Annotated in this window: 17 protein-coding genes, 1 tRNA gene and 4 pseudogenes; 18 read left to right on the top strand and 4 right to left on the bottom strand. The window is 56.5% G+C overall.

Annotated elements, in window-relative coordinates:
• Positions 1–242: pseudogene (locus ACVWYZ_RS02150) on the bottom strand (RNA-guided endonuclease TnpB family protein); the annotation flags it as partial.
• 232 nt (positions 243–474) lie between these two features.
• On the opposite strand from ACVWYZ_RS02150, the gene ACVWYZ_RS02155 reads away from it, so the two are divergent.
• Both ACVWYZ_RS02155 and ACVWYZ_RS02160 read left to right on the top strand, forming a co-directional pair.
• Entirely contained in the window at positions 475–918 is a 444-nt protein-coding gene (locus ACVWYZ_RS02155; RefSeq protein WP_457465777.1) for a 2TM domain-containing protein, read from the top strand.
• A gap of 107 nt (positions 919–1,025) precedes the next feature.
• Positions 1,026–1,096 (top strand) — tRNA-Gly (locus ACVWYZ_RS02160).
• 51 nt (positions 1,097–1,147) lie between these two features.
• Here the strand turns inward: ACVWYZ_RS02160 and ACVWYZ_RS02165 are convergent.
• Positions 1,148–1,834 (bottom strand): hypothetical protein, encoded by a 687-nt coding sequence (locus ACVWYZ_RS02165; protein WP_457465779.1) that lies wholly within the window; start codon positions 1,832–1,834, stop codon positions 1,148–1,150.
• Positions 1,835–2,023: 189 nt separating this feature from the next.
• Here ACVWYZ_RS02165 and ACVWYZ_RS02170 point away from each other — a divergent pair, with 189 nt between their 5' ends.
• The 5 genes from ACVWYZ_RS02170 (at position 2,024) to ACVWYZ_RS02190 (ending at position 7,298) form a co-directional block, all read left to right on the top strand.
• Entirely contained in the window at positions 2,024–3,376 is a 1,353-nt protein-coding gene (locus ACVWYZ_RS02170; RefSeq protein ID WP_457465781.1) for an ABC transporter substrate-binding protein, read from the top strand.
• 111 nt (positions 3,377–3,487) lie between these two features.
• Positions 3,488–4,690, top strand: a complete 1,203-nt coding sequence (locus ACVWYZ_RS02175; RefSeq protein ID WP_414329418.1) for a carbohydrate ABC transporter permease — start codon at positions 3,488–3,490, stop codon at positions 4,688–4,690.
• 91 nt (positions 4,691–4,781) lie between these two features.
• A complete protein-coding gene (locus ACVWYZ_RS02180) occupies positions 4,782–5,339 on the top strand; it encodes a pentapeptide repeat-containing protein (RefSeq protein WP_457465782.1) in 558 nt (185 codons plus the stop codon).
• 73 nt (positions 5,340–5,412) lie between these two features.
• A complete protein-coding gene (gene gndA / locus ACVWYZ_RS02185) occupies positions 5,413–6,831 on the top strand; it encodes an NADP-dependent phosphogluconate dehydrogenase (protein WP_457465783.1) in 1,419 nt (472 codons plus the stop codon).
• Between the two features lie 77 nt (positions 6,832–6,908).
• Positions 6,909–7,298 (top strand): allophanate hydrolase-related protein, encoded by a 390-nt coding sequence (locus ACVWYZ_RS02190; protein WP_099812288.1) that lies wholly within the window; start codon positions 6,909–6,911, stop codon positions 7,296–7,298.
• Between the two features lie 38 nt (positions 7,299–7,336).
• Here the strand turns inward: ACVWYZ_RS02190 and ACVWYZ_RS02195 are convergent, their stop codons facing one another.
• Positions 7,337–8,572, bottom strand: coding sequence for an amidohydrolase family protein (locus ACVWYZ_RS02195; protein ID WP_457465786.1), 1,236 nt, complete (start codon positions 8,570–8,572; stop codon positions 7,337–7,339).
• A 275-nt stretch (positions 8,573–8,847) separates the two neighbouring features.
• Here ACVWYZ_RS02195 and ACVWYZ_RS02200 point away from each other — a divergent pair, with 275 nt between their 5' ends.
• From ACVWYZ_RS02200 to rpsD, 10 genes and pseudogenes are all read left to right on the top strand, one after another.
• Positions 8,848–10,002, top strand: coding sequence for a BMP family ABC transporter substrate-binding protein (locus ACVWYZ_RS02200; RefSeq protein ID WP_414406449.1), 1,155 nt, complete (start codon positions 8,848–8,850; stop codon positions 10,000–10,002).
• Positions 10,002–11,096: an ABC transporter permease gene (locus ACVWYZ_RS02205; protein ID WP_414406450.1), complete on the top strand. Its 1,095-nt coding sequence runs from the start codon at positions 10,002–10,004 to the stop codon at positions 11,094–11,096. Before ACVWYZ_RS02200 ends, ACVWYZ_RS02205 begins: the two co-directional genes overlap by 1 nt.
• A 68-nt stretch (positions 11,097–11,164) precedes the next feature.
• A complete protein-coding gene (locus ACVWYZ_RS02210; protein ID WP_099812292.1) occupies positions 11,165–12,112 on the top strand; it encodes an ABC transporter permease in 948 nt (315 codons plus the stop codon).
• 46 nt (positions 12,113–12,158) lie between these two features.
• On the top strand, positions 12,159–12,800 hold the full coding sequence (locus ACVWYZ_RS02215) for a restriction endonuclease subunit R (protein ID WP_414357564.1): 642 nt from the start codon (positions 12,159–12,161) through the stop codon (positions 12,798–12,800).
• Between the two features lie 33 nt (positions 12,801–12,833).
• The gene (locus ACVWYZ_RS02220; RefSeq protein WP_457465789.1) at positions 12,834–13,862 is read left to right on the top strand and encodes a formamidase; all 1,029 of its coding nucleotides are present in this window, start codon (positions 12,834–12,836) and stop codon (positions 13,860–13,862) included.
• A 51-nt stretch (positions 13,863–13,913) separates the two neighbouring features.
• A pseudogene (locus tag ACVWYZ_RS02225) lies at positions 13,914–14,180 on the top strand (NADP-dependent phosphogluconate dehydrogenase); the annotation flags it as partial.
• Between the two features lie 337 nt (positions 14,181–14,517).
• Positions 14,518–15,221: pseudogene (locus tag ACVWYZ_RS02230) on the top strand (IS5 family transposase).
• 11 nt (positions 15,222–15,232) lie between these two features.
• Positions 15,233–15,700, top strand: a pseudogene (locus ACVWYZ_RS02235) (zinc ribbon domain-containing protein); the annotation flags it as partial.
• 122 nt (positions 15,701–15,822) lie between these two features.
• Positions 15,823–16,959 (top strand): GDP-mannose 4,6-dehydratase, encoded by a 1,137-nt coding sequence (gene gmd, locus ACVWYZ_RS02240; protein WP_414357356.1) that lies wholly within the window; start codon positions 15,823–15,825, stop codon positions 16,957–16,959.
• Between the two features lie 176 nt (positions 16,960–17,135).
• Complete coding sequence (gene rpsD / locus ACVWYZ_RS02245; RefSeq protein ID WP_011432724.1) at positions 17,136–17,747, top strand: 30S ribosomal protein S4; 612 nt, start codon at positions 17,136–17,138, stop codon at positions 17,745–17,747.
• A gap of 414 nt (positions 17,748–18,161) precedes the next feature.
• On the opposite strand, the gene ACVWYZ_RS02250 is transcribed toward rpsD, so the two are convergent.
• A complete protein-coding gene (locus tag ACVWYZ_RS02250; protein ID WP_457465791.1) occupies positions 18,162–19,715 on the bottom strand; it encodes a TolC family protein in 1,554 nt (517 codons plus the stop codon).
• Between the two features lie 685 nt (positions 19,716–20,400).
• On the opposite strand from ACVWYZ_RS02250, the gene ACVWYZ_RS02255 reads away from it, so the two are divergent.
• Positions 20,401–21,678, top strand: a complete 1,278-nt coding sequence (locus tag ACVWYZ_RS02255; protein WP_457465793.1) for a hypothetical protein — start codon at positions 20,401–20,403, stop codon at positions 21,676–21,678.
• The last annotated feature ends 6 nt before the right edge of the window (positions 21,679–21,684 follow it).

The following is a 21,684-nucleotide window of genomic DNA, read 5'->3' on the forward strand; positions in this document are numbered from 1 at the left end:
AGTCTTGCGGTTAGCTCCCACTCTTGCACAGACTCTAACGGCTAGGTTGGCACTGAGTCCGAACTCGCTGCGCAGGGTTTGGTACACCTGTGCCTGAATGGCAACAGGGTTGCAGATATTTGGCTTGACCGTTTGGTTGGTGTAGTGGCAAGCGGCGGCAAAGGCCTGGAGTGTGGCTTGTATTTTGGCCGCCTGTTCGGGCGTGGGTTGGACTTACAAACCAGTGTTAGAGTCTGTTTCATGGGTTGTATTGTACACACATGAAAGCCGCCCTGTCGCGTCAGCGGGCCGTAGGCCTTAAGGGCGGGGCTTCAGACCCAGTTTTTTCGGTGACTGCGATTAGTGCGATTTGACATTCGAGTTGAGATTTGCCAGCTGGGATCCCGCAGCAGACGGCGCTTCATAAGGCCCAAGATCCGGCTAGCCTAGACTAGGGGATTATAAGGTTTACAAAGTTGAATATCAGCCAGCCAAATGTCGGGATCCCGGTACAGCCAAGAGGACGTGCAGCAGATCCTGCAGCGGGCCATTGCCCGCCAGCCACGCCTGGGCGAGTTCACCCGCTCCCAACTGCAGGAGATGGCTGCCGAACTGGGGATCTCCCCCCAAGAGCTGGACTTGGCCGAGCAGGAATGGAAGGCCTGGCAAGAGCTGAACAGCCAACACCGAGAATTCCAGCGCTACCGCCGTCGGCAGTTTTACCAACTGCTGGGCCGCTATGGAATTGTCAACAGCTTTTTGCTGGGCTTAGACTGGCTCTCCGGTGGAGGGCTATCTTGGTCGCTATTTATCCTCATGGGCTGGGGCTTGACCGTTTCCCTCAAGGGCTGGAACGCCTACCAAACAGAAGGTGAACGCTACGAGAAAGAATTTCGCCAATGGCAGAAGAAACGCCAGAAAGATCTCCGCCGCAAGTAAGCGCAGCCCACCCAAGAAGCCCGTCTCGCTGATGGAAATGGATTTCTCTCCAGACCTTGACTGGGGAGAGGTGCTATCATAGGCTTCTGGCATCAGTGAATGCCTGTGCGGGCGTAGTTTAATGGTAAAACCGCAGTCTTCCAAACTGCTGTTGTCGGTTCGATTCCGTCCGCCCGCTTCCTCCCACAAAATCCTAAGGGATCCCTTAAAGTGCCCTTCAGATTCTTCTTCACAGGTTGGGGCCGATCGTGGTGGTGCGGCGGATGGGTTGACCCTTTAGAGTCTTGCCTTCTACTGTTTTCACCCAGCCTTGTCCTGGCACAAATCGGTACTGCACAGAGGACTGGGTGCCACCAAGCAGATCCCCTTCGGCATTGAAAACATGAGCCTCGCGCTGCCATTGTCCTGGCCCCGTCGGTGTGCCCCTCGATTCGGTGGTGTAGGTTTGGTCGCGGGCATTGCTGAATTGGCCGCTGCGCTGCCAGCCTTGCCCCGCTTGGCCCTCAGTAAGGCTTGAGCTGCTGCCTACCGTCTCGCCCTGGGCATTGTGCACCGTGGTGCTGCCCTGCCGTTGCCAGCCCTCATTCGTGCGGGTGGTGGTGTGCTGATGGTTCAGGTTCCAGGTCTGACCTTGTTGGGTAGTGACTTGGCCGGAGTAGTCTCCTTGGATCCCTTGACCGGGAATGAGTTGCCGGGATCCCTGGCCGGAATAGGTGCCACTACCCGATCTGCCACTTGGCCCGGTGCGAGTGTAGGTGCCGGAAGTTGTGAAGGTGCGTTCGTCGCTCAGGGCCGGGGATCCGCCCGTTGGCGTGGTGGCTGTGGCAGTGCGTTGACGGGGGCGAGCCTGCGCAAAGGGGGCAAGCGCCATCAGGAGGGCAATAGCCAACAACAGGCAAAAGCTTGCATTTTTCATCTTCATTCTCATTTTTCCAGACCCCTAGAGAGGTTGTCGATCATAACCCAGGCTCAGCCTTTACCCTGTCTGACTCTGACTTTGGCCTGAAGGTTCACTTCCTAGAGGGATCCCGCCAGACATAACCTGCTCTTAATGTCGGTGCTGTAATCTCAGAGGTGCCTTTAGCGAATGCGACTGCATTTTTCTATGAACACCCGTCGTACTTTCCTGGCTGTTGCGGCTGGCCTGGTGGCTGCGTCTGCTGCTGCTCTTCTGGCTGCCGACAGCTTTGCTCAGTCTCCTGCCGAAGTCAAAGTTTGGATTGCCTTTACCGACAACCGCCTGGATTGGGTCCGCGAAAAAGCGGCAGAGTTCAACAAACAATTTCCTCAATACAAAGTTACGGTCGAAGGCTACGGCAACTACGAAGAAATTCAGCAAGCCACCGACCTGGCCATTCAACAAAATGCTGCTCCTTCGGTGGTGCAATGGTTTGAGGTGGGCACCCAACGGGCACGGGATTTTGGTTACTTCAAGTCCATTGCCGAGGCTCTGGGCAATCGCACCGAAGTGAACGGGATCCCAGTGAATTTCGACGATTTTATCGAGCCGGTGGTGAGCTACTACACCCTGGATGGCAAATTTACCTCCATGCCCTGGAACAGCTCCAGCCCCATTCTCTACTCCAACACGGCCATCTTGAAGAAGGCTGGGATCGAAAAGCCGCCGGCCACCTGGCAAGAGCTGGAGGCTGCTTGTCAAAAGATCATGGCCCTCCCCGACGCTCCCCAGGGCTGTGTGACCTGGCCCAATCACGGCTGGTTCTACGAGCAGTGGATGGCCCAGCAGAATGCCCTCTTGGCCAACAACGACAATGGCCGTGCCGCCCGTGCCACCCAGGTCTTTTTGGACTCGGAGCCGTCAATTGCCATCGCCACCTGGTGGAAAGGGATGTATGACAAAGGCTACTACATCTACAGCGGCAAGCAGCGGGATTGGGCAGCCACCGAGCAGGCCATCCAGACCGGTACCGTCGCCATGGCCATCACCAGCAGCGCCGATGCCGCCAACATCACCAATGCCGCCAAGCAGAACAACATCGAGCTGGTCACCACCCGCATGCCCTACAACGCCGACAAGGGTTGGACGGGGAACTTGATCGGGGGAGCCAGCCTCTGGCTGGTGAAGGATCTGCCCAAGGAGGTGGAAGAGGGGGCGCTGACCTTCATGTTGTGGCTGAACAACACCGAAAATGCTGCCGAGTGGCACCAAGTGACCGGCTACTTGCCCATTCGGAAAAGCTCGGTAGCCTTGCTGGAGTCGAAGGGCTGGTTCAAGGAAAACCCCAACTTCTTCACCGCCAGCGACCAAATTAATAATTCCAAAGTGACCCCTGCCACTCGGGGGGCGCTGCTGGGGGCTTTCCCCGAAATTCGCAACGTGGTAACCCAAACCATGGAAGATCTGATGCTTAAAGGCGGGGATCCGGCCCAGGCCATGGCCAAGGCCAACGAGGAGGCCAACCGCCTTCTGGCCGAGTACAACTCCCTTTACCAGTAGCCCCAGTGTCGATGGGCCAGGGGTGTTATTGAGGGATGGGGGTGGGCGGCGGCCTGCCCCTTTCCGGGCTTTGATAAGGCTCTTGTGAAGAGCAAAGCCGAGGTGAGAGGCATGTTGGGATTCGTCCAAGTGTTGGTGCCGCTGTTGGCGGGGTTGCTGGGATCCCTCTGGATGGGGCTCCGTTTTCGACGCATCGAGTGGCCTGTGCCGGTGGGGGCAGTGCTGGGGGGCCTAGCAGGAGGGCTGGGATCCCTGATTTTTATGGCGCCCCTGGATTTTTGCACTTTTGAGCCGGAGCGCAAGGCCATCGACATGGCCTTTGGCGTGGGGCTGGTGCTGGCGGGCATGGCCATTCCCCTCTGGCCGCTGTTGGCGTGGACGCAGAAGGAGCAGGAGCGCCGCCTGGGGATCCCCGGCCCAGCTGTTCAGGAGAGGGGCATCTTTAAGCAGTGGTGGCTGGCGTGGCTGCTCTTGTTGCCCACCTTCACGATCTTGGTGGTGTTTCTCTACTACCCAGGGCTGGATACCTTCCGCCTTTCCACCCTGCTCACGTTTGTGGGGGCGCCGCGCAGCCGCTTCGTCTGTGTGGATAACTTTACCGCTTTGCTGACGGATTCCACCTATCTGCGCAGCCTGGGGATTACCTTTGCCATTTCGGCGGCCATCGTGGTGCTGGGGTTGAGCGGATCCCTGTTGATTGCCACGCTGGCCTATCAGCCGATTCGGGGGGCGGCGATTTATCGGGTGTTGCTGATCTGGCCCTACGCCATCTCTCCGGCGGTGGCCGGGATCATCTTCTTTATCATGTTCAACCCCTTGGGAGGGGTGGCCAACCATTTGCTGGGCCTGGTGGGGATCCCCCGTTTAAACTGGCTCAGCGATCCCAACTTGGCCCCTTGGGTGGTGATTTTTGCCAGCGTTTGGAAGCAGATGGGCTACAACATTTTGTTTTACCTTGCCGGCCTGCAAAACCTGCCCAAGGATTTGCTGGAAGCGGCTGCCATCGACGGGGCCGGGGCAGTGCGTCGCTTTTTTGCCATCACCCTACCGCTGCTTTCTCCCATCACCTTCTTTTTGGTGATTACCAACATGACCTATGCGTTTTTCGATATCTTTGGCACCATTGACTTGCTGACTGCTGGGGGCCCTTCCGGATCCACCTCGGTGTTGATCTACGAGATCTACAAAATCGGAGTGTCTTCAGGCAATTTGGGTAGGGCTGCCGCGCAATCCATCGTCCTGTTTCTCATTGTGGTGGGGCTGACGATCCTGCAATTTCGCACCACCGAGCGGAATGTAACCTACGGCGGATAACGGCTGTCTCTGCTGCAACGCAATGATCCCAGTTCTCAGTGGGCAAGGGGAAAATCGGCAAGAATGGGGGTAGAGAATCTAGGGATCCTCGATGGCCCCAAAATCCAACGCCTCGACTTGCTGGCGCGACTTCGGGAAGCTGGGCATGCTGCTGGCGGCCACTCTGCTGCTTTGGCTCCTCTGGGGCTCCATAGCGGGTAGCCAAACCCGTCTCAACTTCAACAACGCCGATCTGCAGGGTCAGGATTTGTCCGGCCAAGATTGGCGGGGCAGCAGCTTTGTCAGTGCCAACCTGCAGGGCGCCGATCTGCACGGGGCCAACCTTGCGGGGGCGGCATTCACCAAAGCCAACCTGGCAGGGGCCAATCTATCCGGTGCCGACTTGAGCAATAGCCTCTTGGATCTGGCCAATTTGGCAGGAGCCGATCTCAGGGGGGCCAACCTCACGGGAGCCATTGCCGCGCGGGCAGTTTGGCAGGGCGCGCAGATTGCCGGCGCCGATTTCAGCGAAGCCTATGTGGATCGGGCGGCAAAGCGGCAGTTGTGTGAGCGAGCTGAGGGATCCCACCCGGTAACCGGTGTAACCACCCGCGAGAGCTTGAGCTGTCCTGGAAACCCACCCCAAAACCCGCAACCACGGCAAACGTGAAGAAAACAGGATCCCTGAACCCGGTCGGTCGGATTGGCCTCTAGATTGGGTGAGGTGTCGATAGTGCCCAACTATGAGCAAGCCCAGCTTTGCGGTGATCGGCCTGGCGGTGATGGGGGAAAACTTGGCCCTCAACATCGAGCGCAACGGCTTTCCGGTTGCCGTCTACAACCGCACCAGCTCCAAAACCGACCAGTTCATGCGGGAGCGAGCCCAAGGCAAACGGATCACCCCCGCCTACAGCCTGCCGGAACTGGTGCAACTGATGGAGCGGCCCCGCAAATTCTTGATCATGGTCAAGGCGGGCGCGCCGGTCGATGCGGTGATCGACGAGCTGAAGCCGCTGCTGGATCCGGGGGATATCATCATCGACGGCGGCAACTCCCTCTACACCGACACCGATCGCCGTGCCGAAGCCCTAGCTCCCACCGGGATCCACTTTGTCGGCATGGGGGTGAGCGGCGGGGAAGAGGGCGCCCTGAACGGCCCCAGCCTCATGCCCGGCTGTAGCCCAGAGGCTTACCAACAACTGGAGCCCATCTTGACCAAAATTGCCGCTCAAGTGCCAGACGGCCCCTGTGTCACCTACCTGGGGCCCAAAGGGGGCGGGCACTACGTGAAGATGGTACACAACGGCATCGAATACGGCGATATGCAGCTGATCGCCGAGGTCTATGACCTAATGCGCAGGGCCTTGAAGCTGTCGGCCTCGCAGATGCAGGAGATTTTTCAGGCTTGGAATGAAACGGAGCTGGAATCTTTCCTGATTGAAATTACCGCCAAGATTTTCCAAACCCTAGATCCGGAAACCGGCAAGCCTTTGGTGGATCTCATCCTGGATAAGGCCGGGCAGAAAGGCACCGGTTTGTGGACGGTCAAAGATGCTCTGGATCTGGGGGTAGCGGTGCCCACCATCGAGGCGGCAGTGCAAGCTCGTATCCTCTCGTCGATGAAAGAGGAGCGGGTGGCTGCCTCTGCCCAGTTGAAAGGGCCGGACGCCACTTTTGAAGGGGATCCCGATCGCTTTATCCAAGATCTGCGCGCTGCTCTCTATTGCTCCAAAATCTGCTCCTATGCTCAGGGGATGGCCCTGCTCAAAAAAGCCACCGTTGCCCACGGCTACGTCTACACCTTCAGCGAGATTCCGCGGATTTGGAAAGGGGGCTGTATCATCCGCGCCCGCTTCCTCGGTGAGATCCAATCGGCCTACAAACGGGATCCAGAGCTGGTGAACCTGCTCTTGGATGAGGAGTTCGAGCAGGCCATTCAGGAACGGCAGGGATCCTGGCGGCGGGTGGTGGCCACAGCGGCGGCCTTGGGGATCCCGATCCCGGCCATCAGCGCTTCCTTGGCCTACTACGACAGCTACCGTACCGCCAACCTGCCCCAGAACCTCACCCAAGCCCAGCGGGACTTCTTCGGGGCCCACACCTTTGAGCGCATCGACAGGCCGGGCGTCTTTCACCATGAGTGGAATGCCAGTTCGCGTTAGCAACGGGTAGCATGAGGAGGTCTTGGGATCCCTCTCTGGCCGGGGATCCGGAGGCGGGAGAATCTGTTTGATTTGATATGGACATTAAATTGGCCGTGAATGGCACCCTGATGCGGGGGCTACCCCTCAATGAGAACCTACTGCAAATTGGGGGTCGCTTTGTGCGGGAAGCCCAAACAGCCGCTTGTTATCGGCTTTGGTCCATCGACGGTCTTTATCCAGGCATGGTACGGGTTTGCCAGGGCGGTTCTGCAATTGCTCTGGAGATTTGGGAAATCCCTGCCCATGGGTTGGGTCAACTCCTTTTGCAAGAGCCGCCAGGCTTGTCAGTGGGCCGCATTCTTTTGGCAGAAGGGGAGGAAGTGCTGGGGATCCTAGCCGAACCCTACCTGTGTGAGGGGCAATTGGACATCACCGCTTGGGGGGGGTGGCGAGCCTACATCGCTTCCAGAAATAGACAGGAATAATCGCATTTCACCAGCTTTTCCCAGTCGCAGCTTCGACATCAGTTGACCCGCTGGGGATCCCGCCACAGTACCTGGCCCTGCCGCATCGTCAGCACCACATCTGCCGGGGTAACCCGAGTGAGAATCGACGCAATTAGATGACGACTGGCCCGCAAATGAGGACGGGTGAAGTCCAGCAACACCAAATCGGCGGGCAGCCCCACATCCAAATAGCCGTACACATCGGATCCCAGTAGAGGCCGTAAATGTCGGATGTTGCTGGTCACCATCTTCAAAATCTCGACTGGATCAGGGCGCACCGCATCTCCAAACTGGCTTTTGGCCACTTTGTAGGTGAAATCCAGCTCTGCCAAAAGGTTCGGGCTATTCAAAAGTCCGTTGTCGGTGCCTAGCAAGAGATTGGCCTCACTCTCCAGCAGGCGGGCAATCGGCGGGAGAGGCAGTCCCAAGTTGGCATTGGCCCGTGGGTTCAAAACGACATTCACCCGATGCCGGGAGAGCAATTGAATTTCCGCTGCGTTGGCCACCGTTGCGTGAATCACCAAATGGGGACGGTAAAAATCAAGAGCACGCTCCAAATCTCCCCGTCCGGCGATGGCCAGACTGACCTCTCGATACCCCTCATTTTCCAGACAGTGGATGGCCCGCAGCTTGCCTATTTTCTCGGTCAGGTCGTGGATCTGCCGCCAGGCGGGTTCCGTCAAATCGTTCAGGGTGCTCTCGGAAAATCCATCTGCTACTGCCAGAATCTCTTGCAATTCTTGATAGGCTTGGGGGTTTAAGGGATCCCGATTTTGCCGCAATTGCTCCTCACTGAAAGGGAGGCTCTCAAACTGGCCCAAGATCACTGAGTGGATCCCGGTTTGGGCTGCAGCTTCCCGCAACAGTTGGCAGCCGTAGACCCCCTGCTCGCGAAAATCGATGTGTCGGATGGTGCCCGTTGCCGCCATGTAGCGCAGGTGAGCGGCGATGTGTTCCAGGTGCTGTTGCGGCGACTGTTTGGCTAACTCTCGATATTTGTAGCCGTCAGGTCGGAAGAACCCCTCTTCCAAAGTCAGGCCTGTCGCCCCATCCGGCAGACAGCTATCCCCCATGTGGGTGTGGCTGTTGGTGAAAGCCGGCAAAATCACCCAGGATCTCTGTTCCAACCCAACAATGGGATCCCCCAGTTCCATGCAGGTAACGGTGTCTTGTTCTACCCCGAAGCGGGAGCAGCGATGGGGAACCAGATCCGGGCCGGCCAGAACAACACCCTCTTGCCATTGAAAACCCATAAAACCCACTCGCAAAACTCATCAGACTTGAGAATGTTATCAGTGCCAAAAACGGGCTAACCGAACTTTGGGTGAGCGGGAAGGACTTTTGCCAGCATAAAGTGAAGCATCAAAACTTTGAATCGAGAAAACTGTAATTTAGACTACCAAAACTTCTCGATAGAGGCTATCAAATACAGTAGTTGCTGCCAGGGGTTCAGCAGAGGTTCAGAACCTCACCGAGTCTGCTGGGTCTCGTCTTTCCAGAAAGCTTATTCACGAATAGGATTCTCAACATGAGCCGGCCATTGTTTCGTCATCTGTACACTCGTAGGCAGCTCCTTCGCTCTGGTGCTGCCGCCGCTGCCATCACCTTGACCTCACAGTTGTGGCGTGCCCAGGCCCAGAACAAGAAAGAGATCACCATCGGCTTTATTTACGTTGGCCCCAAAGATGACTTTGGCTGGAACCAGGCCCATGCAGAGGGAAAAGTTGGCTTGTCCAGCCTAACTTGGGTGAAAACCGTTGAAGAAGAAAATGTGCCGGAAACGGTGGCCGTGGAAGAAACCATGCGGGCCATGATCGAGCAAGATGGGGCAACGGTACTCTTTCCCACTTCTTTTGGCTACTACGATCCCCATATCTTGCGGGTAGCCAAGGAATATCCAGAGGTACAATTCTTTCACGCCGGTGGACTTTACATTGAGGGAGTGCATCCGAAAAACGTCGGTAGCTACTTCGGCTACTTGGATGAAGGCCACTACATCAACGGGGTGCTGGCCGGTTCCATGACCAAAAGCAACCGCCTTGGGTTTATCGCCGCCAAACCCATTCCCATTGTGTTGCGCAACATCAACAGCTTTACCTTAGGAGCCAAGAGTGTCAACCCCAACATCACCACTCAGGTGATCTTTACGGGAGATTGGGCTCTACCTGTCAAAGAGGCAGAAGCTGCCAACAGCATGGCCGACCAAGGCATCGATGTGCTCACCTGCCATGTGGACAGTCCCAAAATCGTTATCGAAACAGCAGAGCGGCGAGGTCTGATGAGCTGTGGTCACAACACCAGCCAAGCGGCGCTGGCTCCCAAGGGCTATTTGACGGGCGCTGAATACGACTGGACAAGCGTCTATACCCAGTTTGCCGAAGCCATCCAGGCGGGCAAAACCCTGATGAACGGTGGGATCCCCCACCTCATTCGGGGGGGTATCAAAGAGAAATTCATTAAAACTTCCCCCTGGGGATCGGCAGCCAGCGATGAGGCCAAAAAAGCTGGAGAAGCGGCCCTTGCCCAGTTGCAAGCTGGCTCGTTGGTCATTTACAAAGGCCCTCTCAAAGACAATACCGGCAAAGAGGTGATCCCTGCCGGAGTGGAATACGGCCAGCGGGCAATCGAGCTGGAATCCATGGACTACCTGGTGGAAGGCGTGATCGGGAGTATCTCTAGCTGATGGCTACCACCTCTTCTGCTGTTTCCCGCTCGGTTCCGCTGCGGTGGCGCTCCAGCCTTGAGCCGATCCTACTGCCCTTTGGGGCTTTGTTGGCCTCGCTGTTGATCTTCGGCTTGTTTTGTGCCATGGCCGGCGCAAATCCCTTCGCCGTCTATGGCTCCATCTACAGAGCTGCCTTCGGCAGTTGGTTCTCTTGGCAAAATACTCTGCAACGGGCGGCTCCCCTGATGCTCACCTCCCTGTGTACCATCCTGCCGGCCCGCATGGGGCTGGTGATCATCGGCAATGAAGGAGCTCTGGTGATGGGGGGGGTGGCAGCTGTGGCGATGGGGCTGTGGGCGGGATCCCTGGCTCCACCCGTGGTCGTTTTCCTGATGGCCTTGGCGGGCATGGTGGCCGGTGGCCTGTGGATCATGGTGGTGGGGGCACTGCGCCACTACCGGGGTGTGAATGAAACCATCAGCAGCCTGTTGATGAACTACATTGCCATTGCCCTGATGAACCATTGGGTGGGGGGGCCGCTGCGGGATCCCAGTTTCTTGAGCAAGCCCTCCAGCTTTGCCGTTGACGAGGCCAACATGTTGGGTCGGCTATGGGGCACCCGCATCCACTTCGGCTTGGTCTATGGCATCGTTGCCTGCCTGGTTGCCTATGTGTTGATTCAACGCACCACGTTGGGTTTTTCGGTGCGCATAATAGGGGGTAACCCAAAGGTGGCCCGAATGGTGGGGATTGCTGTCGGTAAACTCACACTGTTAATCACCTTTCTGGCCGGCTCCTGTGCCGGCTTGGCGGGCATGGTAGAGGTGGCTGCCGTACACGGGCGGGCCAATGAGTCCTTGACTGTGGGCTATGGCTACAGCGGCGTTCTGGTGGCCTTTGTCGCTCGACAAAACCCAGCCGCAGCAGTGGCGATGGCTATCCTCCTGGGAGGGATCCTGGCCAGCGGCAGCATTTTGCAGCGCTCCCACAATTTGCCGGATGCTACTGTGTTGGTGTTTCAGGGCATTGTCTTTTTGCTGATTCTCTACAGCGAATCCCTCTACGGGCGCTTCGACTTTTTTCGGGATCGAGAACCCTCAGAACCAGCCTAGATAACTGGCCCCCGAAGTAGCAATGATTTGGTCAAGTAACCAATTCAGTGGTCAGGAGAAAAACTCAGATGGAAACAGAAGCCCTAGGATGGTGGGGGATCCCCTTGGCGGTGATCGCCGGAACCTTGCGGGGAAGTGCGCCTTTTTTGTTCGTCAGCTTGGGGGAGTGTCTGACGGAAAAAAGCGGCAAAATCAACCTCGGCCTAGAGGGATCCCTGTTGATGGGGGCAATGAGCGCCTACGCCATCTCCTTCCTCACCCAAAACACGGCAGGCAGTGTGGTCGCGCCTTGGTTAGGGGTATTGGTGGCCGGGTTTGCCGGTTTAGCCTTGGGAGGGATCCACGCCTTTTTGGCCCAACAACCTCGGGTTAACGATGTTGCGGTGGGCATTGCTATGATCATCTTTGGCAGTGGAATGGCCTTTTACCTGGGCAAACCCTTCATTCAGCCCGCAGCCCCCCGGCTACCTGCCTTTGAGTTGGGAAATTGGAGCAGCAGTCCTGCCATTCAAGCTGCCCTAAAACTGAGCCCACTTCTGCTGCTGGGGATCCTCCTGGCCTTTGTCATGCACTGGTTCTTTCGCTCCACTCGTTGGGGCCTATTCGTGCGGGCTGTGGGCGACAACCCCGATGCAGCACGGGCCATGGGGATCTCGGTGCCCAAGGTAAGGGCTCTGTGCATCATGGCAGGCAGCTTCTTGGCAGCCGTGGGAGGAGCTTACCTGTCCCTATACTACCCCGGCAGTTGGACAGAACGCATTTCCAGCGGACAAGGCTTGATGGCCGTGGCCCTGGTGATCTTTGCCAAGTGGAACCCGTTGCAGTGTTTATTGGCTGCTTTTTTGTTCGGCGGAGCTCAGGCGATTGGGCCAGCCTTGCAGTCGGTGGGTGTGCAGTCCAACTACTACCTGTGGAATGCCGCTCCCTACGTGCTGACCTTGGGGATCATGATCCTGACCAGTTCTCCGCGGCGAACCCTGGCAGGCATGCCTGGGGCCTTGGGCACCGGGAAGTAGCCGACTGGCTATAGTCGAAGTGAACCCGATTTAGGGATCCCTGGTTATGACCGCTGTACAAACCCGACCTGCCAATACCCTGACTCTGAGAGAGGTTCACGAGCTCTTAGGGCTGTGTCGGGGAGATTCTTTAGAGTTCGAGGAAAAACTGGACTTACCCCCTTTGACTGAACGGGAGATTGAGGAGCTGACCCAACTCCAGGAATTGTATTTTAGCTATCTGGCCGATGACACTCTGAATGAAGGGCAAGTCAAATTTCTGTTTGTTTCTCCACTTCTCAAACTGGCAGGCTTTCTATCGAGCGACATCAAAATTAATCTAGAAGAAAATATTGCCGATATTATCGTTGAGGAGGAAGAAGGCCAAGTTGCCATCAAAGGTCGTGTAGACTTACTCGCCATTAGAAGAGGAGCAAGAGAGAGCTTTTGGATCCTCGTGATAGAAACCAAGGGAGGAACAGTAGCTACAAGCCTGGCCATCGCCCAATTATTGACCTATGCTTACAAAGGAATAAAAAATCAAGAATTTGTTTGGGGATTAGCTACAAATGGAGAAGACTACCAATTTATCTTGTTACAGCAAGGTTCACCCATTACCTACCATTATCTACCTAAGCTGGGATTGCTAGATAGCAAATCGATACATCGGCTTTTACAAGTTCTTAAATCCATTCGACTAACTCTCTAACCCATTCCATCTTCATCAGCAAAGGATTTGATCATGAGTGGACTCGGTGGCCTGAATAAAACTCCCAACGGTGTTGTATTGGGACTGGTGCAACTGCAGCTACCCAATGTGGTTACTCCCGATGATCTGGCGGCGCAAACCCAAAAGATAGTCAGTATGGTGGGGAAGGCTCGCCGCAGCATGCCCAGCATGGATTTGGTGGTCTTTCCGGAGTACTCTCTGCACGGCCTGTCGATGGACACTAATCCGGAGATCATGTGCCGACTGGATGGACCAGAGGTAGCTGCCTTCAGTGCCGCCTGCCGAGAGAACGATATTTGGGGCTGCTTCTCAATCATGGAATACAACTCGCAGGGTAATCCCTATAACAGCGGCATTATTCTCGACAATCGAGGGAACCTACAACTGTACTATCGCAAGCTGCATCCTTGGGTTCCCGTCGAACCTTGGGAGCCGGGAAATTTAGGGATCCCTGTCTGTGATGGCCCGAATGGCTCAAAGATTGCCCTGATCATTTGTCATGATGGCATGTTTCCAGAAATGGCCCGCGAGTGTGCCTACAAAGGGGCCGAGATTATGTTGCGCACTGCCGGATATACTGCCCCCATTCGCCACAGTTGGCAAATTACCAATCAGGCCAATGCCTTTTGCAATTTGATGGTGACGGCCTCGGTGTGTATGTGTGGGTCGGATGGCACGTTTGATTCTATGGGGGAGGGCATGATCTGCAACTTTGATGGCACCCCCCTGGTCATGGGATCCCATCGCCCTGATGAAATCATTACTGGCGAAGTGCGCCCAGATTTGGTGCGGGAAGCTCGCATCCATTGGGGTGTGGAAAACAACATTTATCAATTCGGACACCGTGGCTATGTGGCCGTCAAAGGCGGAGCCCAAGATTGCCCCTACACCTACATGCAGGATTTGGTGAATGGGGCCTATCGCCTGCCCTGGGAAGAGAAAGTGATCCACAAAGATGGCAGCGCCTGTGGATTTCCTCCTGCCACCCGCCTTTACCAGGAATCCTCCCTCACCGAGGCAGCTTATACTGGCTCTACTTGAAGATTTCGTCGATACTAGAGACACTACACCCGCGTAGACTGGGCAGATGAGGAGTTTAAGCAGGCCCTCCAGGAACGGCAGGGCTCCTGGCGGCGGGTGGTGGCCACAGCGGCGGCCTTGGGGATCCCGTTCGCGTCAGTGGTGCGGAGCACTTTCCCGGCCATCAGCGCTTCCTTGGCCTACTACGACAGCTACCGTACCGCCAACCTGCCCCAGAACCTCACCCAAGCCCAGCGGGACTTCTTCGGGGCCCACACCTTTGAGCGCATCGACAGGCCGGGCGTCTTTCACCATGAGTGGAATGCCAGTTCGCGTTAGCAATGCCTAGCATGAGGTGTTCTCCAATCGCCTTCCACTCAGGAGAAGAATGGATGGCGAGCAGCCCAGCTCCGGCCAAAACAAGCCTCTAGACCTGTAGGCGAAAGGACTCCGCTCCACTAGCGCATTTGCCGAAGCCTCATGTGGCGATATAGTTGTTTCAGTTTAGGCTGAGACAGACGGGCTACTGAGAAAAACCTTCTGGCCTTCTGTATTCAAGGTTCTGGTTGTGGGTTCAATGTCCTAGGTCGTGTTGATCTTATGTTGAGATGGAGAGAATAATTTATGGAGGAAAGAGGATGAAGTTGGTTTTTTAGATGAAAACAAATGGCAGAAGATATTGGCTTTTTACGGACAGAAGAGAGAGTTAACATTGGGAAAGAAGCAAACTGTAAACAGTTTATTGAAGCAGTTCTTTGGATGGCACGTTCTGGTGCTCCTTGGCGCTACCTCCCAGAAGGATATGGCAAATGGTACACCATTTATCAAAGATTCCACCGGTGGAGTCGTTTTGGAGTGTGGGAACGGATGTTCAAGTATTTTATTGACGACCCTGATTTAGAGCATCTTATTATTGATTCAACCATGGTTCGAGCGCACTCCTGTGCTGCCGGAAAAAAGGGGAGCAAGCTTTGGGGAGAAGCCGAGGCGGATACAGCACCAAGATTCATGTGAGTGTAGATGGGTTGGGAAATCCGCTGGAATTGAGGATAACTGGCGGAGAAAGGAACGATATTACTCAAGGGGAAGAATTGATAGAGGGCTGGCAGAGAGAGGATACCAAAGTAATTGGGGATAAAGGATATGATGCCGATAAGTTGATTGAGAAGATAGGGGAAGCTCAAGCGGTTATTCCGCCTAAAAGGAATAGAAAGACGCAGCGGTATTATGACAAGCATTTATATAAAGAAAGGCATTTAACCGAATGCTTTTTTTCATAAGTTGAAGCAGTACCGGCATCTATTTTCTCGTTTTGACAAGTTGGCAAGAAACTTCTTGAGTTTTCTCTATCTCGTCAGTGCTCTCTTTTGGCTCAAATAAAAGATCAACACAACCTAGTGGACGAGTGCCATCGCAAGGTAGCAGCGTTCCTGACCGATCACTACCGCTTGATATTTCTGCCCACCTTCGAGTCGGCCCAGATGGTTGCCAAGGCGGGAAGAAAGTTTGGTAGCAAGACGGCTAGGGCGATGCTGACCTGGGCGCACTATCGGTTCAAGCAGTTCCTGAAGTTCCAAGCCAGGAAGAAGAACGTGGTGGTGGATGTGTCAGAGGCGTACACCAGCAAGACCTGTACGAGGTGTGGGCATATCCACACCCAGTTAGGGGGTGCGAAGGTGTTTGTCTGTCCCGAATGCAACCACAAGCTACCACGGGATTGGCAAGGCGCTCTGGGGGTATTCCTCAGGGCTTTGCGGGATACCGCCATTCTGTTCAGTACTGAGCAGGATGCTATCGCTGCTTCTCTGGGCAGCAATGTGTGGCTACGCCACGCAAGCGAACAGGAAAGTTCAGCGTAAATGTATCAGTCCTGCTGCACTATAATGTTCTCGCTTCAAGGTCTCCGCTTTGAGGTTTGCCATTGGACTTGAGCCTTGAGCCACTTGGTTCTTCATTTTTCCCGATCTTTGCCCCCAACTCTATGACCCAACGTGCCCTAATTACCGGCATCACCGGACAGGATGGCTCTTACCTGGCCGAGCTGTTGTTGCAGAAAAACTACGAAGTTCACGGCATCATCCGCCGCGCCAGCACCTTCAACACCGACCGCATCGACCACATCTACGTGGATGCCCATGACCCCCAGGCTAGGCTATTCCTTCACTACGGGGATCTCACGGATGGCACCACCCTGCGCAGGATCCTGGAACAGGTGCAGCCGACGGAAGTGTACAACCTGGGGGCCCAATCCCACGTGCGGGTGAGCTTTGATGCGCCGGAATACACTGTTGATGCAGTGGCCATGGGTACCCTGCGTCTCCTAGAGGCCATCCGCGACTATCAGCAGCGCACCGGGATCCGGGTGAAGTTTTACCAGGCAGGCTCCTCGGAGATGTTCGGCCTGGTGCAGGAGATCCCGCAAAAGGAGACCACCCCCTTCTACCCGCGCAGCCCCTATGCCTGTGCCAAGGTGTACGGCTACTGGCAGACGGTCAACTACCGCGAAGCCTACAACCTCTTCGCCTGCAACGGTATCTTGTTTAACCACGAAAGCCCACGGCGAGGGGAAACCTTTGTAACCCGCAAGATCACCCGCGCCGTCAGCCGCATCGTTGCCGGCAAGCAAAGCAAGCTGTACCTGGGCAACCTGGATGCCAAGCGGGACTGGGGCTACGCCAAAGACTACGTCGAGGGGATGTGGATGATGCTCCAACAACCCCAGCCGGATGACTATGTGCTGGCTACTGGGGAAACCCACACCGTGCGTGAGTTTGTGGAACGGGCCTTCGCGCTGGTGGGCCTGCCGATTACCTGGAAAGGCTCCGGCCAAGCCGAACAGGGGCTGTACAAAGACCAAGTGTTGATCGAGATCGACCCCCGCTACTACCGCCCAACCGAGGTGGATCTGCTGTTGGGGGATGCTTCAAAAGCCAAGCGAGTCCTGGGGTGGGAACCCAAAGTAAGCTTCCCGCAATTGGTGGAGCTGATGGTGCTGGCCGACTTGGAAGCCATCGGCCTGGATCCGGATCCCATCTTGGGGGAACGGCGCACCCTCAACGGCCTGCTCAGCGAAGATCGCGCCTTCATCCGCACCCAAATGGGGGTTCACTACGACTGACAAGACAGTTAGAACGGTGGAGACGGGATCCCAAAAGACAGCCTTGCCCCCTTGCCCAAAGTAGGGATCAAACGCTTAATATAGTAGATCGCCGATTCTTTTGGTGGTTTGTACTCTTGCTCCCTAGCTGACCATCTCTTGCAGAGTTTGTTTGCTGATTTTGGAGAAATGCCCGCATGTCCCGCTACACAGGTCCCCGCCTAAAAATCATTCGTCGCTTTGGGGGACTTGATCTGCCCGGTTTGACGCGCAAGCGCCCCAAAAATACCAATCCACCCGGTATGCACGGGGCCGAGCGCAAGAAAAAATCCGAATATGCCATTCGCCTGGAAGAAAAGCAGAAGGTGCGCTTCAACTACGGGCTGAGCGAGCGGCAGATGATCCGCTACATGCGCAAGGCACGGCGCTCCAAGGGATCCACCGGTTTGGCCTTGCTGCAAATGCTGGAAATGCGGTTGGATTGCATCGTATTTCGTCTTGGCATGGCTCCAACCATTCCGGCAGCTCGGCAGCTCGTGAGCCACGGCCACATAGAGGTTAACGGCCAAAAGGTAACCATTCCCAGCTATGGCTGCAAAGTGGGGGATGTGATTACGGTAAAAAACAAGGAATCTTCCCGCAAGCTGGTGGCCGCCTACGCGGAGTATCCGGGATTGTTCTTGCCAGACTACCTGGAGTTTGACAAAGAAAAGCTGCGCGGACGCATCAAGGAATTGCCCCCCCGCGAGCAAATTTGCGCCCCGGTCAACGAGCTTTTGGTGGTCGAGTTCTATTCCCGCAAGCTCTAGGGATCCCCTTTTGTGGCCATTACAAATTGCAGGGGGGGGCGGTTTGACGTTCTCCCCACACCCGAAGGCAGGGGATTTTTCACGGTTTGCTTTTTCATAGTCTTCACAGAGTTCCCCCTCTTTCTTGCTCGCGTTGGCAATGCGCAGCGCTGGGGTCATAGTCATTTCGACTCAAACCAGGACACTGTACCCACAACTAAAATGTCGGTCGCGTCTTCGCGTCAGCGTTGCGGAGCAATAGCGTTGCAGAGCAATAATGCAGAGGGCCAGAAGGTTTCTCTCAATAGCCTGGCTGTCTCAGCCTAACCTGAAGCAACTATACTTCCAGCTTGGAATAGAACTGTTTCGTCGCGGTATCCATAGCACCCCTCTCCTTTTGGAAGAAGGGCTGGGAGTGAGGGAGAAAGGCTCAGGTCAAAGGCTGCCAATGGCCCGTTTCAGTTGCACCAAGGCGCGATTGTAGGCGATTACAGCATTGGAAAGGTTGCCACGAGCAGTGGTGAGAGCAGCTTCAGCATTGATCACCTCGGTTTGGGTGCCCACCCCTGCTTGCAAACGCAGCCGGGCCAAGCGCAGGCTCTCTTCTGCCGAGGCAATTGCCACTTTGGCCGAGTCGATCTGTTCACGGCTGGAGCTGAGGGTCAGAAAGGCTTCTTCCACCCCCCGCTGGATTTCGTTGCGGGTGCCGACGAAATTGCTCACGGCCACCTGCCCGTCGATCTGAGCTTGGCGGGCTTGGGCAGCCGCTTCTCCCCCATCGAACCAAGTCAAGCTGAAATTGGCTCCCACCGAATAGCCAACATCAAAGCTATCGCGGCTGGCGTTGAAATCGTTAACGGCATCGAGGCTGGCGAATAAGCCAATTCGGGGGCCATTGCGGGCCTGTGCTAGGCGCACACGGCTTTGGGCCTGCTCCAATTCTCGGCGTCGGCTCTCCAATTCCTGTCGTTGGGCAAAGGCAGCAATGATGGTCTCTTCCAGGCTGAGATCCCACTCTCCCATCGGCTCGATGCGGTCGCTGGCCAACACGTCGGTGGGGCTGGGGAAATTCAGCAGTTCGGCCAGGCGGCGGCGATTCAGTTGCTGGGTGTTCTGGGCCACCAGCAAGGTTTGTCGATTGTTGGCCAATTCCGTCTCTGCCTGGAGAATCTCAAAGCGGGTACCCAGCCCGGCCCCTTCTCGAGCTTGAGCATCCCGCAGAGTAGCTTCAGAGCTTTCAACGGCAGCTTGGCTGATGGCAACCCTGGCATCTGCGCTTTGCAGATCGTAGTAGGCATTGGCCACAGCTTGTTTGACCGTCTGCAGCGTTTGCTCCAGTTGCAGTTGGGCGATGCGCAGAGCTTCCTGGGCCAGCTTCAGGTTTTGCTCCCTGAGGCCACTGTCAAAAGCGGTATACTCCACCCGCACCACACTGGCCGAGAGGGTGTGGGATTCGCGCCTTGGCCCACCACCCGGAGAGGGAGCCTCACTGTACTGGTAGTTGGCACGGCTGGAGAGGGTGGGAGCAAAGGCAGCTTGAGCTAGAGCTACCCCGGCCTCGGCCCGCTCGACAGTCAGTCTGGCCCGCTGCACAGCCGGGTTCTGGGCAACGGCGATCTCCAGAGCTTCTTCCAAAGACAAGCCCTCCCTTCGCTCGATGCGCACCTGCAAGGGGGATTGGGGCACCACCAATTCTTCAGCCGTCAAAGCCCCCTTTAGAGTCAGGTCAGCCGCAGGGGTGGAGTCAGCAGGGTTGGGGGGAATCGATAGGGTGGGGGGGGGTGGGGGGGTGAGGATTTCGCGGCTGTTGGGCAGAGCAAAGGCAGCAGAGCTGGGAGATTCCGGCTGAGCAAGAGCAGGGACAACCCAGAGCAGGCTCAACAGTAGGCCACAGGGAGCAGAACAGGCAAGGCACAACTGGGATCCCGCCGAGCCCGTCTGCTGTTGAGGAAGTTGAAGCGGATCCCTGGCTCCATTTTGCATCGCCATCGTGCTGTCATTCTCAACATCACCCCTAGCAGTATCGCAAAAGAAAGGACAAAGATAAGACGGTTTTCCACAGGCTCTCTGGCTGCCCTGTTCGGGCCAGTGGAAGCGAGTCCTCGCATTTGCCCCTGCAACGATGAGGCCGACCTGCGTCTGCCAGGAGCTCCGAGCACGGGCGGGACTCCTCTACACTCAGCAGAGACGCTTGGATTGAGACCGAGTCGATTTAGATTTAGACTCAGTTTAGAATGGTGGGGCCATCTGTCCGTGATGGCGGGGGTGGGTGTTGTGGGCGATGAAAGGGGGCAAGGTGGCAGACTCTCAGAGCACGCCCAAGCAAGGGGAGACCTCTTCCGGTCGGGATCGGGCCTCGCGGCCGAAAAAAAGTAAGCCAAGCCCTTCTGCCCAGTCCGGGGATTTGGGAACCTCAGAAGCAAGAGCGCGGCCAAAACAGGCCGATAGCACTCCGCGCCGTGCGGAGCAGCAGGAGATTTTACAAGATCACCCTTCTGGCTTGAACCCGCCCAAAAATCTCTCTATACTGCAGGGAACTTTATCATTTGCTCCCGCTTCTTCATCTCTCCTTCAATCTATGCGTGCTCCCTCTTCAGGTGACTCGGATCCCATCCTTTCAGAGACTCATGCGGGCTGTTCAGCATCCGAACCGGATCCCAGCACGGAGCGCCATTTGGCCCTGAGGCAGCAACAGCCCTTGGAGAGCCGTCTGCTCAAAGCCGAAGCCGAGCTCCAAGAGCGGCGAGTTCTTCAGGAACAACTGCAGGCTTTGCGCCAGAAGGTGGCCGAACAAGAAAAGGCGCTGCAGGAGCGGGAGCACCTCTTGCAACAGTTGCAGCAGGCTTTGGCGGATCAGAAAGTGCAGATCTCGGAGCAGGAAGCTCAACTGGCGGCTCGGCAACGCCTAAATGAACGGCAGCGGCAAGATATCGAGGCCCTGCAGGAGCAGATTGAGCAGCTACGCTTGGCCCACGCTCAGGAGCGCCGTCAATGGGAACAGCGCCAGCAGGAGCTGCAAGCTTCTCTTCTGGAAGCCCAAGATGTGGCAGAAAAACGGGTGGAGATGTTGCAGCGTTTTAAGGCAGAGCTTTCTCTGGCCCGCACCCAAATTGCCGAAACTCAAGCGGAGCTGAGCAGCCTGCGAGCTTTGTACAGCGACCAACAGGCAGCCTGGCAGGAGCAACGGGAACACCTCGAGGCCCGTTTGGCAGGCTATGCCGAGACAGAAGCCGAGGCCGAGCAGCGCTGGCGGGAACAGCGGCAGGAGTTGGAAGCAGCCCTGGCCGAAGCCCAAGCTCAATTGGCGGCTTTGCAAGCTCAACAGGAGCACCTGCGTCAGGGATCCCTGGCGCAGCAACAGCTTCAACAGCAGTGGCAGGCCCAGGCCGAAGCGCTGCAAGTGGCCCTCTCCCAAGCCCAAGCAGAAGTTGCCCGTTGGCAGCAAGAGCACCGCCATCTCCAGGAACAGTACGCCCAAGCCCAGCAGCATCTCTCCGCCATGGAGCGGCAGTTGCAGGCTGCCTTGGAGCAGTTGGCCGCTCAGCCCGACCGACAGCCGGAACTGCACTCTGCCCAAATGGCCATTCTCCACCTGCAAGAAGAGATCACAGCCCTATCTGGGCAACTGGAGAAGCAAACAGAGCAGATCAAAGCTCTGCAGGCGGAGCGTGCCGCCCTCTGCGAAGAAAACCGCTCCCTCCGAGAAAAATATGAGCAGCAGCAGATGCATGTGCTGAGCTTGAAGGCGGCTTTGGAGCGCAAAGGCTTGGATGTCCCACCTCGGGCCGGCGGGGTGGAGTCCAATGCCTCCGGCACACTCACGCGAACAGAGTCCCTGGGCCAGCCTCTGTCTCCAACCCCTGCTGCTAAGCCAAAGTCCACAGTTCAGCCTCTGCCGGCTCGGGCAAGCAAGCGGGCGGTCGATCTGCCGAGGTTTCTGCCCCGTCCGTGAGGGATC

It is taken from the genome of Thermostichus sp. MS-CIW-37 (assembly GCF_054060065.1).

Coding starts and splice junctions, on each gene's coding strand:
- ACVWYZ_RS02155 (WP_457465777.1), top strand. CDS start 475: ATGTCGGGATCCCGGTACAGCCAAGAGGACGTGCAGCAGATCCTGCAG.
- ACVWYZ_RS02165 (WP_457465779.1), bottom strand. CDS start 1,834: ATGAAAAATGCAAGCTTTTGCCTGTTGTTGGCTATTGCCCTCCTGATG.
- ACVWYZ_RS02170 (WP_457465781.1), top strand. CDS start 2,024: ATGAACACCCGTCGTACTTTCCTGGCTGTTGCGGCTGGCCTGGTGGCT.
- ACVWYZ_RS02175 (WP_414329418.1), top strand. CDS start 3,488: ATGTTGGGATTCGTCCAAGTGTTGGTGCCGCTGTTGGCGGGGTTGCTG.
- ACVWYZ_RS02180 (WP_457465782.1), top strand. CDS start 4,782: ATGGCCCCAAAATCCAACGCCTCGACTTGCTGGCGCGACTTCGGGAAG.
- gndA (WP_457465783.1), top strand. CDS start 5,413: ATGAGCAAGCCCAGCTTTGCGGTGATCGGCCTGGCGGTGATGGGGGAA.
- ACVWYZ_RS02190 (WP_099812288.1), top strand. CDS start 6,909: ATGGACATTAAATTGGCCGTGAATGGCACCCTGATGCGGGGGCTACCC.
- ACVWYZ_RS02195 (WP_457465786.1), bottom strand. CDS start 8,572: ATGGGTTTTCAATGGCAAGAGGGTGTTGTTCTGGCCGGCCCGGATCTG.
- ACVWYZ_RS02200 (WP_414406449.1), top strand. CDS start 8,848: ATGAGCCGGCCATTGTTTCGTCATCTGTACACTCGTAGGCAGCTCCTT.
- ACVWYZ_RS02205 (WP_414406450.1), top strand. CDS start 10,002: ATGGCTACCACCTCTTCTGCTGTTTCCCGCTCGGTTCCGCTGCGGTGG.
- ACVWYZ_RS02210 (WP_099812292.1), top strand. CDS start 11,165: ATGGAAACAGAAGCCCTAGGATGGTGGGGGATCCCCTTGGCGGTGATC.
- ACVWYZ_RS02215 (WP_414357564.1), top strand. CDS start 12,159: ATGACCGCTGTACAAACCCGACCTGCCAATACCCTGACTCTGAGAGAG.
- ACVWYZ_RS02220 (WP_457465789.1), top strand. CDS start 12,834: ATGAGTGGACTCGGTGGCCTGAATAAAACTCCCAACGGTGTTGTATTG.
- gmd (WP_414357356.1), top strand. CDS start 15,823: ATGACCCAACGTGCCCTAATTACCGGCATCACCGGACAGGATGGCTCT.
- rpsD (WP_011432724.1), top strand. CDS start 17,136: ATGTCCCGCTACACAGGTCCCCGCCTAAAAATCATTCGTCGCTTTGGG.
- ACVWYZ_RS02250 (WP_457465791.1), bottom strand. CDS start 19,715: ATGGCGATGCAAAATGGAGCCAGGGATCCGCTTCAACTTCCTCAACAG.